The organism is Streptomyces marianii (assembly GCF_005795905.1).
GTDB classification, from domain to species: domain Bacteria; phylum Actinomycetota; class Actinomycetes; order Streptomycetales; family Streptomycetaceae; genus Streptomyces; species Streptomyces marianii.
In genome coordinates this window covers 4,189,017-4,202,316 of record NZ_VAWE01000001.1, presented here as the reverse complement: position 1 = coordinate 4,202,316, position 13,300 = coordinate 4,189,017, and the positions used below count along the sequence as shown (strand labels likewise).

Here is a 13,300-nt window from a genome sequence, read left to right as displayed (position 1 = left end):
GACAACAACTTGAACCGTACGGGTCGCCCTGACTACCGTGACTGGACTCGAATTCCTTTCCTACCCGCCTGCCGGGCCTGACCGACCCGTCCCGAGAACCACACATTCGTGGGACCTGTGAGAGAGCGTGCCTTGTGGCTGACGTACCTGCCGATCTTGCCGCAGTGTGGCCACGCGTGCTGGAACAGCTTCTCGGAGAAGGCCAGCAGGGCATCGAGCCCAAGGACAAGCAGTGGATCGAACGCTGCCAGCCACTGGCGCTGGTGGCCGACACCGCTCTCCTCGCCGTCCCCAACGAATGGGGCAAGCGCGTGCTCGAGGGCCGGCTGGCGCCGCTGATCAGCGACACCCTCAGCCGCGAGTGCGGACGCCCGATCCGGATCGCGATCACCGTCGACGACTCCGCGGCCGAGCCCGTCGCCGCGCCGGCGCCGCCCGTGCAGCAGCCGTCCCGCTACCAGGGCGCGCAGCACGACGAGCCGCGCCACGCTGACGCCTACGACGGCTACGGCCACCGGTCCGGGGACGACGGCCTGCCCGGCGCCCGCCCCGCCTATCCCGAGTACCAGCAGCAGCGCCCGGAGCCCGGAGCCTGGCCGCGCACCCAGGAGGACCTGTCCTGGCAGCAGCCCCGGCTCGGCGGCTTCCAGGAGCGCGACCCCTACGCCACGGCCCGCCCCCCGCAGCCGCAGCACGACTACCGCTCGCCCATGCCCGACCGCGGGCAGTACGACCACCAGCGCCACGACCGGCACGAACTCCCGGAGCCCGGGGCCCCTCGGCACGGCGGTCCAGGGGTCGGAGCGCCGGTTCCGGGTGCGCCCGGTGGCAGCGGCGCGCCCGGTCCCCTCGGCGCGCAGCCCGCGCCGGCCCCGGGCCCCGGGGAGCCGCACGCCCGGCTCAACCCCAAGTACCTCTTCGACACCTTCGTCATCGGGGCGTCCAACCGGTTCGCCCACGCGGCCGCCGTCGCGGTCGCCGAGGCACCGGCGAAGGCGTACAACCCCCTCTTCATCTACGGGGAGTCGGGGCTCGGCAAGACCCATCTTCTGCACGCCATCGGGCACTACGCACGCAGCCTCTATCCCGGCACCCGGGTGCGGTACGTGAGCTCGGAGGAGTTCACCAACGAGTTCATCAACTCGATCCGCGACGGCAAGGGCGACACCTTCCGCAAGCGCTACCGCGACGTGGACATCCTGCTGGTCGACGACATCCAGTTCCTGGCGAGCAAGGAGTCGACGCAGGAGGAGTTCTTCCACACCTTCAACACGCTCCACAACGCCAACAAGCAGATCGTGCTGTCCTCCGACCGGCCGCCCAAGCAGCTGATGACCCTGGAGGACCGGCTGCGGAACCGCTTCGAATGGGGTCTCACCACCGACGTCCAGCCGCCGGAGCTGGAGACCCGCATCGCGATCCTGCGCAAGAAGGCGGTACAGGAACAGCTCAACGCGCCGCCGGAGGTGCTGGAGTTCATCGCCTCCCGGATCTCGCGGAACATCCGCGAGCTGGAGGGCGCGCTGATCCGGGTCACGGCGTTCGCGAGCCTGAACCGGCAGCCGGTGGACCTCGGCCTCACCGAGATCGTCCTGAAGGACCTCATCCCGGGCGGGGAGGACACCGCTCCGGAGATCACCGCGAGCGCGATCATGGCGGCGACCGCCGACTACTTCGGGCTGACGGTGGAGGACCTCTGCGGTTCCTCGCGCAGCCGGGTCCTCGTGACCGCGCGTCAGATCGCCATGTACCTGTGCCGGGAGCTCACGGATCTGTCGCTGCCGAAGATCGGTGCACAGTTCGGCGGGCGGGACCACACGACGGTGATGCACGCGGACCGGAAGATCCGCGCGCTGATGGCCGAGCGACGCTCCATCTACAACCAGGTCACCGAGCTCACCAACCGCATCAAGAACGGCTGAGGAGACCGGGCGCGGCCGCGCCCGGGACACTGCGCCGCCCGGGACACTGCGCAAGCCCCCGTGGGCGCCCACGGGCGCCCGCGGGCTGCCGCAGCGCCCGCAGGATCCGATCGGGGCGGATGCGGCTTCCCTCCGCACCCGCCCCCGTACCGCGGCGGCCGGGCGGCTTGCACGGCCGTCGCCGCCGCCCGTGCGGCTCCGATCCCCGCACGGCCGGTGGGCGCCGGCCGGACGGCCCGCCGCCCGGCGCCTCGACGTCCGCTCCCGGCGCACGCCGCATCCGGCCCGCTCCCGCCCGTCCTCCCCTGCCTACTCCTCGCCGCCGACACCCTGACGCCCTCACGCTGTTCGAATAGGTGACGCGACGCGGCCGTTCTCCACAGAAGTGGGAAGAATCTTCCGTCCACAGCCTGGGGACCTGTGAGTTGTCCAGATCGCGTCCACAGGAGCGATGGACTGGACTTGATCATGGCAGGTCAGCCGGGTGTGGATTTGTGTCCAACCGTGCTCCACAGGCTGTGGACGCACAGGCCGTCCACAGGGCGGGATCCGCGTTGTCCCCACCCGGCCCACAGGCACGGCGGCGTTGCCCACAGCTTCTCCACACCCCTGTCCACTGTTCGGCAACGAAACACCCGAGCTCACTGGAGCGAGTGAAAGGCGTCACACCATGACGCGGGGTTGGGCTGTGGGGAACGTGGGTAAAGCTGGGGACGGCGCTGGGGAGAAGTCCCTATGACCTGTGCATCGGGTGTGCAGAACTTTCCGGTGTCCACAGCGCACCCCGGTTGTCCACTGCTCCCACCCACAGGGCCCGTGGATAAAAAACAGGGTCTGACCTGCGTGTATGGCGTTATCCACGGTTTCCACAGCCCCTACTACTACTCCCACTCAGAGATACCGGGGAATTGGCTCCGAAGAGGGGCCTGTGTACAACTCGCTGCCGGAGCCCCGGCTGCCTCTCGTCCCGACTTGACCCCGAGCCGCACCGAGTGTCGGTGCGGTGCGTCAGACTGTTCTCCGGCATCGGCCCCCACCACCGGTCGGGGTGCCGTGTGCCGAAGAAGGCCGGCAGGGCGAGCGAGCAACAGCAGGAGGCGGTTCCGGTGAAGATCCGGGTGGAACGCGATGTACTCGCGGAGGCGGTGGCGTGGGTGGCCCGGAGCCTCCCGGCACGTCCGCCGGCGCCCGTTCTCGCGGGCCTTCTTCTGAAGGCGGAGGACGGCGCGCTCAGCTTCTCCAGCTTCGACTACGAGGTCTCCGCCAGGGTCTCGGTCGAGGCCGAGGTCGAGGAGGACGGGACGGTCCTCGTCTCCGGCCGCCTTCTCGCCGACATCTGCCGCGCCCTCCCGAACCGCCCGGTGGAGATTTCCACAGACGGTGTACGGGCGACCGTGGTCTGCGGCTCCTCCCGCTTCACCCTCCACACCCTTCCTGTGGAGGAGTACCCGGCGCTGCCCCAGATGCCCACCGCGACCGGCACCGTCCCCGGCGAGGTCTTCGCCTCGGCCGCCGCCCAGGTCGCCATCGCCGCCGGCCGCGACGACACGCTGCCCGTGCTTACCGGCGTGCGGATCGAGATCGAGGGGGACACCGTCACCCTGGCCTCCACCGACCGCTACCGCTTTGCGGTTCGCGAGTTCCTGTGGAAGCCGGAATCCCCGGACGCCTCCGCGGTCGCCCTGGTGCCCGCCAAAACACTGCTCGACACCGCCAAGGCCCTGACCAGCGGCGACACCGTCACGTTGGCGCTGTCCGGCTCGGGTGCCGGGGAGGGTCTGATCGGTTTCGAGGGCGCCGGGCGGCGGACGACCACGCGACTGCTCGAAGGCGACCTGCCGAAGTACCGGACGCTCTTCCCCACCGAGTTCAACTCGGTGGCCGTGATCGAGACCGCCCCGTTCGTCGAGGCCGTCAAGCGCGTCGCCCTGGTCGCCGAGCGCAACACCCCGGTCCGGCTCAGCTTCGAGCAGGGCGTACTGATCCTGGAGGCGGGTTCCAGCGACGACGCACAGGCCGTGGAGCGGGTGGACGCCCAGTTGGATGGCGACGACATCTCGATCGCCTTCAACCCGACGTTCCTGCTGGACGGGCTCAGCGCCATCGACTCCCCGGTCGCGCAGCTCTCCTTCACCACCTCCACCAAGCCGGCGCTGCTCAGCGGCAAGCCCGCCGTGGACGCGGAGGCGGACGAGGCGTACAAGTACCTGATCATGCCGGTGCGCCTCAGCGGCTGAGCCCCGGTCCGGCCGGAGTGCCGGACCGCTCAGCCCTTGCCCGGCCTGTACTTATGAGCGCTGAACCCCACAGGTGTGTGCCCGTGCCCCGGCGTAGGCTCGGACGCGGGTACGAAACACCACACCGTAAGGATTCTTTCTGATGGAGCTCGGTCTCGTCGGCCTCGGCAAGATGGGCGGCAACATGCGCGAGCGTATCCGCCGCGCAGGCCACACCGTCATTGGTTACGACCGCAACCCGGACCTCTCCGATGTCCCCAGCCTCGAGGCACTCGTGGACAGGCTCGAGGGTCCGCGGGTGGTGTGGGTGATGGTCCCCGCCGGCGCCGCGACCCAGGCCACCATCGACGAGCTGGCCGGGCTGCTGTCGCCCGGTGACGTGGTCGTCGACGGCGGCAACTCCCGGTGGACGGATGACGAGAGGCATGCCGTCGAGCTGGGAATCAAGGGCATCGGCTTCGTCGACTGTGGTGTGTCGGGAGGCGTCTGGGGCCTGGAGAACGGCTATGCGCTGATGTACGGCGGCTCGGAAGAGAACGTCGCCAAGGTGCAGCCGGTCTTCGACGCGCTGAAGCCGGAGGGCGAGTACGGCGCGGTGCACGCGGGCAAGGTCGGCGCCGGCCACTTCGCGAAGATGGTCCACAACGGCATCGAGTACGCCATGATGCAGGCCTACGCCGAGGGCTGGGAGCTGCTGGAGAAGGTCGACTCCGTCACCGATGTGCGCGAGGTCTTCCGCTCGTGGCAGGAGGGCACGGTCATCCGCTCCTGGCTGCTCGACCTCGCGGTCAACGCGCTGGACGACGACGAGCACCTGGAGAAGATCCGCGGCTACGCGCAGGACTCCGGCGAGGGCCGGTGGACCGTGGAAGCCGCGATCGACAACGCGGTGCCGCTCCCGGCGATCACCGCATCGCTGTTCGCGCGGTTCGCGTCCCGTCAGGACGACTCCCCGCAGATGAAGATGATCGCCGCCCTGCGGAACCAGTTCGGCGGGCACGCGGTCGAGAGCAACTAGTCATCCACAGACTGCGGAAAACGGTCTGTCCTGGAGCAATGAGCGGTAGGCCGGGGGAGGTCGGCGTCCAATATGCATGTCACGCATCTGTCGCTCGCCGACTTCCGCTCGTACGCCCGGGTCGAGGTCCCGCTCGAGCCGGGCGTCACCGCTTTCGTGGGGGCCAACGGGCAGGGCAAGACCAATCTGGTGGAAGCCGTCGGCTATCTCGCGACGCTCGGCAGCCACCGCGTCGCCTCGGATGCGCCGCTGGTGCGGATGGGGGCGGAACGGGCGGTCATCAGGGCCGCAGTCGCCCAGGGGGAGCGGTCCCAGCTCATCGAGCTGGAGCTCAACCCGGGGAAGGCGAACCGGGCGCGGATCAACAGATCCTCGCAGGTCAGGCCCAGGGACGTGCTGGGGATCGTCAGGACCGTGCTGTTCGCGCCGGAGGACCTGGCCCTGGTGAAGGGCGATCCCGGCGAACGCCGGCGCTTCCTGGACGAACTGATCACGGCACGCTCTCCTCGTATGGCCGGGGTGCGGTCGGACTACGAGCGGGTGCTCAAACAGCGCAACACCCTGCTGAAGTCGGCGGCGATGGCGCGTCGGCACGGCGGCCGCTCCATGGACCTGTCGACCCTGGACGTCTGGGACCAGCACCTGGCCCGGGCCGGAGCGGAGCTGCTGGCACGAAGGCTGGATCTGATCGCCACCCTGCAGCCGCTGACCGACAAGGCTTACGAGCAGCTGGCTCCCGGGGGTGGTCCGGTCACGCTGGAGTACCGCGGGTCGGCGGGCGGCGGCCCGGCCCGGTCGCGCGAGGAGCTGTGCGAGCAGCTCGTGGCCGCGCTGGGCGAGTCGCGCAAGCAGGAGATCGAGCGCGGGGTCACGCTCGTCGGACCGCACCGCGACGAGCTCCTGCTCAAGCTGGGCGAGATGCCGGCGAAGGGCTATGCCAGCCACGGCGAGTGCTGGTCCTACGCGCTCGCGCTGCGGCTGGCCTCCTACGACCTGCTGCGGGCCGAGGGCGACGAACCCGTGCTGGTGCTCGACGACGTGTTCGCCGAACTCGACGCCCGGCGGCGGGAGCGGCTGGCGGAACTGGTGGCCCCGGGCGAACAGGTGCTGGTGACGGCAGCGGTGGACGACGACGTTCCGGGGGTACTGGCGGGGGCGCGGTACAGGGTCGCGGACGGATCGGTGGAGCGCGTATGAGCGGGAGCGAGATTTCGCCGTTGTCCGGGACCGGCCCGCTGTCCGGGCCGGCGCCGAACCCGGTGCCCGAGCCCTCCGGTGTTGATCTCGCGCGTGTGGCGCTGCGTGCGGCAAAGGAGCAGGCCCGTGCCCGGGGCGCGGCCGCTCAGGAGAAACGCCAGGCCAGGCGCGGCGGCGGGCTGCGGTCCGGCGCACGTGCGGACGGCCGGGACCCCTTGCCGCTGGGCGCGGCGATCAACCGGCTGATCACGGAGCGGGGCTGGGAGACGCCCGCGGCGGTGGGCGGAGTGATGGGCCGCTGGCCGCAGATCGTGGGTGAGGACCTGGCGAAGCACTGCGTTCCGCTGCGGTACGACGAGGATCCCGACGAGCGCGTCCTCACCGTCCAGTGCGACTCGACGGCGTGGGCGACCCAACTGCGGCTCCTCGCGCCCCGGCTCGTGGCCCGGCTGAACGAGGACCTCGGCCAGGGCACGGTCCTCATGATCAAGGTTCTGGGCCCGGGCGGCCCCGCCCGCCGCTTCGGCCCCCTGCGCGCGCCCGGCAGTGCGGGCCCCGGCGACACCTACGGCTGAGCCCGCCGGCGGGTCGGGGCCTCGACCCGTCCCGGACGCAACAGGTCACCACGGGCGACGGCCGTGGTGACTCGCTGGCGTCGTGAACTGGTCGTCGTGAAGTGGTACGCATCACCCGCACGAGTCGCTCCCTCCCACCGAACGCCGCCCGGCGGCCGGGTTCCCGCGACTCCGGGCACGGTCCCCGGGCCGGGGACGGCCGCCCGGCGGGCACGACTCCGGGGCGCGGTGCCCCGATGTCCCCGGAGCCGGACGGGACGCCTGCCGGGGAACGCCGTGCCCACCCGCGCCCTCCACCTCTCTGCCGCGAGACCTCGAGTTGACCGAGGACGATCATCGTCGCAGGTCAGGTGCCTTCTCGGTGCTCCCGATGCGCCTCCGGTCGGCATGACCGCGCCGTCGGTCGGCCCGTTCTCGGGAGCGGTGGTGCTTGTGGGGCGCAGGGGGTGTCCCTCACCGTAGCCGGAGGTTGACAGGCCGAAGCTCTCAAAGCCCGTGTGAGCCTCTTGGAGGCCCTTCCCGAATATGGGGAGTCGGCAGCCGCCCGTTGAGGGCGGCACATGCGGACTCAGGTACCGGCAAACCCCCATTCGTGTCTGCGGTACCGGTAGACTGGTAGAGAATCCCGCCACTGTGCGGGACACGTCGATTACAGCCGAACGACGCAGCCGGTCCGGCTTGCCCGGAGAACGGTTTGTGCTGTGCCAGAAAGGGCGCTTCGTGGCCGATTCCGGCAACCCCAACGAGAACATTCCTTCCACTGCCGCCGACGAGGCCCGCGAGGGCCTGGGGCCGTCGTCGTACGACGCCAGCGCGATCACCGTCCTCGAGGGTCTGGACGCGGTCCGCAAGCGCCCCGGCATGTACATCGGGTCGACCGGTGAGCGTGGTCTTCATCACCTCGTCCAGGAGGTCGTCGACAACTCCGTGGACGAGGCCCTGGCCGGGCATGCGGACACGATCGACGTGACGATCCTCGCCGACGGCGGGGTCAAGGTCGTGGACAACGGCCGTGGCATCCCCGTCGACATCCACCCAGTGGAGAAGAAGCCGGCCGTCGAGGTCGTCCTCACCGTCCTGCACGCGGGCGGCAAGTTCGGAGGCGGCGGCTACGCCGTGTCCGGCGGTCTGCACGGCGTGGGCGTGAGCGTCGTCAACGCGCTCTCCACCAGGGTCTCGGTGGATATCAAGCGCGACGGCTACCGGTGGACGCAGGACTACAAGACGGGTGTGCCCACCGCGCCGCTGGCGAAGCACGAACCGGTCGAGGACTCGGGAACCACGGTCACCTTCTGGGCCGACCCGGACATCTTCGAGACGACGGAGTACTCCTTCGAGACGCTCTCGCGCCGCTTCCAGGAGATGGCCTTCCTCAACAAGGGCCTGACCCTCACGCTGACGGACGAGCGCGAGTCCGCGAAGGCGACCGTCGGCGCGGACGACCCGGACGCGGAGGCGGCGGCCGAGCCTCAGGCGCGCACCGTCAAGTACCACTACGAGGGCGGCATCGTCGACTTCGTGACGTACCTGAACTCGCGCAAGGGCGAGCTGATCCACCCCACGGTCATCGACATCGAGGCCGAGGACAAGGAGCGGCTGCTGTCCGTCGAGGTCGCGATGCAGTGGAACTCGCAGTACAGCGAGGGTGTCTACTCCTTCGCGAACACGATCCACACGCACGAGGGCGGTACCCACGAGGAGGGCTTCCGCGCCGCGCTCACGGGTCTGGTCAACCGTTACGCCAGGGACCGGAAGCTGCTGCGCGAGAAGGACGACAACCTCACCGGTGAGGACATCCGCGAAGGCCTGACCGCGATCATCTCGGTCAAGCTGGGCGAGCCCCAGTTCGAGGGCCAGACCAAGACCAAGCTGGGCAACACGGAGGCGAAGACCTTCGTCCAGAAGGTGGTCAACGAGCACCTCACCGACTGGTTCGACCGGAACCCCAACGAGGCCGCGGACATCGTCCGCAAGGGCATCCAGGCCGCCACGGCCCGTGTCGCCGCCCGCAAGGCCCGCGACCTGACGCGCCGCAAGGGCCTGCTGGAGAGCGCCTCGCTGCCGGGCAAGCTGTCCGACTGCCAGTCGAACGACCCCACCAAGTGCGAGATCTTCATCGTCGAGGGTGACTCCGCCGGCGGCTCGGCCAAGTCCGGCCGCAACCCGATGTACCAGGCCATCCTGCCGATCCGAGGCAAGATCCTGAACGTGGAGAAGGCGCGGGTCGACAAGATCCTCCAGAACACCGAGGTCCAGGCACTGATCTCCGCCTTCGGCACTGGTATCCACGAAGACTTCGACATCGAGAAACTTCGTTATCACAAGATCATCCTGATGGCGGACGCCGACGTCGACGGCCAGCACATCAACACCCTGCTGCTGACCTTCCTCTTCCGCTTCATGCGGCCGCTGGTCGAGGCGGGCCACGTGTACCTGTCCCGTCCCCCGCTCTACAAGATCAAGTGGGGCCGTGACGACTTCGAGTACGCGTACTCGGACCGTGAGCGCGACGCCCTCGTCGAACTCGGCAAGCAGCAGGGCAAGCGGATCAAGGAAGACTCGATCCAGCGCTTCAAGGGTCTCGGTGAGATGAACGCCGAGGAGCTGCGTGTGACGACGATGGACCAGGAGCACCGCGTCCTGGGCCAGGTCACGCTGGACGACGCCGCGCAGGCGGACGACCTGTTCTCGGTGCTGATGGGCGAGGACGTCGAGGCACGGCGCTCCTTCATCCAGCGCAACGCCAAGGACGTCCGCTTCCTCGACATCTGAGTCGGTCTCAGCTGACCGCTCGAAAGGACTGAAGACCAGCAATGGCCGACGAGACCTCTCCCGTCCCCACCGGGGACACCCCCGCTCCCGTCCCCACCGGCACCGAAGAGGAAGGCCCGCAGCTGCGGATCGAGCCCGTCGGGCTCGAGACGGAGATGCAGCGCTCCTACCTCGACTACGCGATGTCCGTCATCGTGTCGCGTGCGCTGCCCGACGTGCGGGACGGCCTCAAGCCCGTCCACCGCCGTGTGCTGTACGCCATGTACGACGGCGGGTACCGGCCCGAGAAGGGCTTCTACAAGTGCGCCCGCGTCGTCGGTGACGTCATGGGTACGTACCACCCGCACGGCGACTCCTCGATCTACGACGCGCTGGTCCGTCTCGCGCAGCCGTGGTCGATGCGGATGCCGCTGGTGGACTCGAACGGAAACTTCGGCTCCCCGGGCAACGACCCGGCGGCCGCCATGCGCTACACCGAGTGCAAGATGGCGCCGCTGTCCATGGAGATGCTCCGGGACATCGACGAGGAGACCGTCGACTTCCAGGACAACTACGACGGCCGCAACCAGGAGCCGACGGTCCTGCCGTCGCGTTTCCCGAACCTGCTGGTCAACGGCAGCGCCGGAATCGCCGTCGGCATGGCCACCAACATCCCGCCGCACAATCTGCGCGAGGTCGCGGCCGGAGCCCAGTGGGCCCTGGAGCACCCGGAGGCCACCCACGAGGAGCTCCTCGACGCGCTGATCGAGCGGATCAAGGGCCCGGACTTCCCGACCGGTGCGCTGGTCGTGGGCCGCAAGGGCATCGAGGAGGCGTACCGCACCGGCCGCGGCTCCATCACGATGCGCGCGGTCGTCGAGGTCGAGGAGATCCAGAACCGCCAGTGCCTGGTGGTCACGGAGCTTCCGTACCAGGTCAACCCGGACAACCTCGCGCAGAAGATCGCCGACCTGGTGAAGGACGGCAAGATCGGCGGCATCGCCGACGTCCGTGACGAGACCTCGTCCCGCACGGGTCAGCGCCTCGTCATCGTGCTGAAGCGCGACGCCGTCGCCAAGGTCGTCCTCAACAACCTGTACAAGCACACCGACCTGCAGACGAACTTCGGCGCCAACATGCTGGCGCTGGTCGACGGGGTGCCGCGGACGCTGTCGCTGGACGCGTTCATCCGCCACTGGGTGACGCACCAGATCGAGGTCATCGTCCGCCGGACGAAGTTCCGGCTGCGCAAGGCCGAGGAGCGCGCCCACATCCTGCGCGGTCTGCTCAAGGCGCTCGACGCGATCGACGAGGTCATCGCGCTGATCCGGCGCAGCGAGACGGTCGAGGTCGCGCGCGAGGGCCTGATGGGCCTGCTGGAGATCGACGAGATCCAGGCCAACGCGATCCTCGAGATGCAGCTGCGCCGGCTGGCCGCCCTGGAGCGCCAGAAGATCGTGCAGGAGCACGACGAGCTCCAGGCGAAGATCAACGAGTACAACCGGATCCTCGCCTCCCCCGAGAAGCAGCGCGGCATCGTCAGTGAGGAACTGGCCGCCCTCGTCGAGAAGTTCGGCGACGACCGGCGCTCCAAGCTCGTGCCCTTCGACGGCGACATGTCCATCGAGGACCTGATCGCCGAGGAGGACATCGTCGTCACGATCACGCGTGGCGGCTATGTGAAGCGCACGAAGACCGACGACTACCGCTCGCAGAAGCGCGGCGGCAAGGGCGTCCGGGGCACGAAGCTCAAGGAAGACGACATCGTCGACCACTTCTTCGTCTCCACCACGCACCACTGGCTGCTGTTCTTCACCAACAAGGGACGGGTCTACCGGGCCAAGGCGTACGAGCTGCCGGACGCCGGCCGCGAGGCCCGCGGCCAGCACGTCGCCAACCTGCTGGCCTTCCAGCCGGACGAGCAGATCGCCGAGATCCTCGCGATCCGCGACTACGAGGCTGCCCCCTACCTGGTCCTGGCCACCAAGGCGGGCCTGGTGAAGAAGACCCCGCTGAAGGACTACGACTCCCCGCGCTCCGGCGGTGTCATCGCGATCAACCTCCGCGAGACGGAGGCCGGCGGCGATGACGAGTTGATCGGTGCCGAACTGGTGTCGGCCGAGGACGACCTGCTGCTGATCAGCAGGAAGGCCCAGTCGATCCGGTTCACCGCGACGGACGAGGCGCTGCGCCCGATGGGCCGTGCCACGTCGGGTGTGAAGGGCATGAGTTTCCGCGAGGGCGACGAGCTCCTCTCGATGAATGTGGTGCGGCCCGGTACTTTCGTGTTCACTGCCACGGACGGCGGGTACGCCAAGCGGACCGCCGTCGACGAGTACCGCGTCCAGGGCCGCGGTGGCCTCGGCATCAAGGCCGCCAAGATCGTGGAGGACCGCGGTTCGCTGGTCGGCGCGCTGGTGGTCGAGGAGACCGACGAGATCCTCGCCATCACGTTGTCCGGTGGTGTGATTCGTACGCGAGTCAATGAAGTCAGGGAGACGGGCCGTGACACCATGGGCGTCCAACTGATCAACCTCGGCAAGCGGGACGCCGTCGTGGGCATCGCGCGCAACGCGGAGGCCGGTCGCGAGGCCGAGGAGGTCGACGGGGCCGACGACGCCGGAGAGGGCGCCGAGGCCGGGGCCCCCGAGGTCACCGCGGCCGCCGAGAACGGCCAGGGCGCGGAGCCCTCGGCCGGAGAGCACGACGAGGAGTAGAGCGTGAGTGGAGCCACCGGCGCCGGATCGGCCGCTGCCGGCGACGCTTCTGGAACGAACGGTGCCAGTGGCTCCGCCTCGCACTCCCCGGCTGGGGGCGCCCCCGCCGAGGGCAGGGGGACGGCCGTGACCGACACCCGGGGGCCGCAGCCCCCGCACGAAACCTATGGTGGGGAGCAAGCGGTGCAGCAGGGAACCCAGCCGTACCACCCGCCCCAGGCGTACCCCTCCCCTCCCGGGGGGGCGCAGGGCGGCCAGCAGCATGCTGGACAGCAGACGGCCGCGGGTGCGGCTGTCCGCCGGCCGCGCACCGGGGCGACCACACAGCCCCGTACGCGCAAGGCCCGTCTGCGGGTGGCCAAGGCCGACCCGTGGTCGGTGATGAAGGTCAGCTTCCTGCTCTCGATCGCCCTGGGCATCTGCACGATCGTCGCCGCGGCAGTGCTGTGGATGGTCATGGACGCCATGGGCGTCTTCTCGACGGTCGGCGGGACGATCAGCGAGGCGACGGGCTCGAACGAGAGCAACGGCTTCGACCTCCAGTCGTTCCTCTCGCTCCCCCGCGTCCTCCTCTTCACATCGGTGATCGCGGTCATCGACGTGGTGCTGGCCACGGCGCTGGCGACGCTGGGAGCCTTCATCTACAACCTCTCCGCCGGGTTCGTGGGCGGAGTCGAGCTCACGCTGGCCGAGGACGAATAGCCCGAGGTCCCGGGGGGTGGATAACCGATTTTGGGACTGCCCCCCACGTGCGCTAACCTTCAGGGGTCAGCGCGCAGCGCGGCGGGGCTATAGCTCAGTTGGTTAGAGCGCATCCCTGATAAGGATGAGGCCACAGGTTCAAATCCTGTTAGCCCCACCAGCACGAAGGCCCCCAGCCGAT

General features: G+C 69.3%; 8 protein-coding genes and 1 tRNA gene. All 9 read left to right on the top strand.

Translation table 11 applies throughout. The features are described from left to right. Nucleotides 1-134: 134 nt before the first annotated feature. Nucleotides 135-1,922, top strand: a complete 1,788-nt coding sequence (gene dnaA, locus FEF34_RS18780; protein ID WP_138054199.1) for a chromosomal replication initiator protein DnaA — start codon at nt 135-137, stop codon at nt 1,920-1,922. Between the two features lie 1,106 nt (nt 1,923-3,028). Continuing rightward, on the top strand, nt 3,029-4,159 hold the full coding sequence (gene dnaN / locus FEF34_RS18770; protein ID WP_138057578.1) for a DNA polymerase III subunit beta: 1,131 nt from the start codon (nt 3,029-3,031) through the stop codon (nt 4,157-4,159). 142 nt (nt 4,160-4,301) lie between these two features. Then, nucleotides 4,302-5,177 (top strand): phosphogluconate dehydrogenase (NAD(+)-dependent, decarboxylating), encoded by an 876-nt coding sequence (gene gnd / locus FEF34_RS18765; protein WP_138054198.1) that lies wholly within the window; start codon nt 4,302-4,304, stop codon nt 5,175-5,177. A gap of 72 nt (nt 5,178-5,249) precedes the next feature. Next, nucleotides 5,250-6,374 carry a DNA replication/repair protein RecF gene (gene recF, locus FEF34_RS18760; protein WP_138054197.1) on the top strand — a complete coding sequence of 375 codons (1,125 nt, stop codon included), beginning with the start codon at nt 5,250-5,252 and terminating at the stop codon, nt 6,372-6,374. Then, nucleotides 6,371-6,949, top strand: coding sequence for a DUF721 domain-containing protein (locus tag FEF34_RS18755; protein ID WP_171053007.1), 579 nt, complete (start codon nt 6,371-6,373; stop codon nt 6,947-6,949). The genes recF and FEF34_RS18755 overlap by 4 nt, the downstream gene beginning before the upstream one ends. 696 nt (nt 6,950-7,645) lie before the next feature. Continuing rightward, nucleotides 7,646-9,721, top strand: a complete 2,076-nt coding sequence (gene gyrB / locus FEF34_RS18750; RefSeq protein WP_138054196.1) for a DNA topoisomerase (ATP-hydrolyzing) subunit B — start codon at nt 7,646-7,648, stop codon at nt 9,719-9,721. Between the two features lie 41 nt (nt 9,722-9,762). Further along, nucleotides 9,763-12,417: a DNA gyrase subunit A gene (gene gyrA / locus FEF34_RS18745; RefSeq protein WP_138054195.1), complete on the top strand. Its 2,655-nt coding sequence runs from the start codon at nt 9,763-9,765 to the stop codon at nt 12,415-12,417. A 126-nt stretch (nt 12,418-12,543) separates the two neighbouring features. Next, nucleotides 12,544-13,119, top strand: coding sequence for a DUF3566 domain-containing protein (locus tag FEF34_RS18740; protein ID WP_138054194.1), 576 nt, complete (start codon nt 12,544-12,546; stop codon nt 13,117-13,119). Nucleotides 13,120-13,202: 83 nt separating this feature from the next. Next, a tRNA-Ile gene (locus tag FEF34_RS18735) sits at nt 13,203-13,279 on the top strand. The last annotated feature ends 21 nt before the right edge of the window (nt 13,280-13,300 follow it).

What these genes read in the sequence shown, in the direction of transcription:
- gyrA (WP_138054195.1), top strand. Translation starts at nt 9,763, where the DNA reads ATGGCCGACGAGACCTCTCCCGTCCCCACCGGGGACACCCCCGCTCCC.
- recF (WP_138054197.1), top strand. Translation starts at nt 5,250, where the DNA reads ATGCATGTCACGCATCTGTCGCTCGCCGACTTCCGCTCGTACGCCCGG.
- gnd (WP_138054198.1), top strand. Translation starts at nt 4,302, where the DNA reads ATGGAGCTCGGTCTCGTCGGCCTCGGCAAGATGGGCGGCAACATGCGC.
- FEF34_RS18755 (WP_171053007.1), top strand. Translation starts at nt 6,371, where the DNA reads ATGAGCGGGAGCGAGATTTCGCCGTTGTCCGGGACCGGCCCGCTGTCC.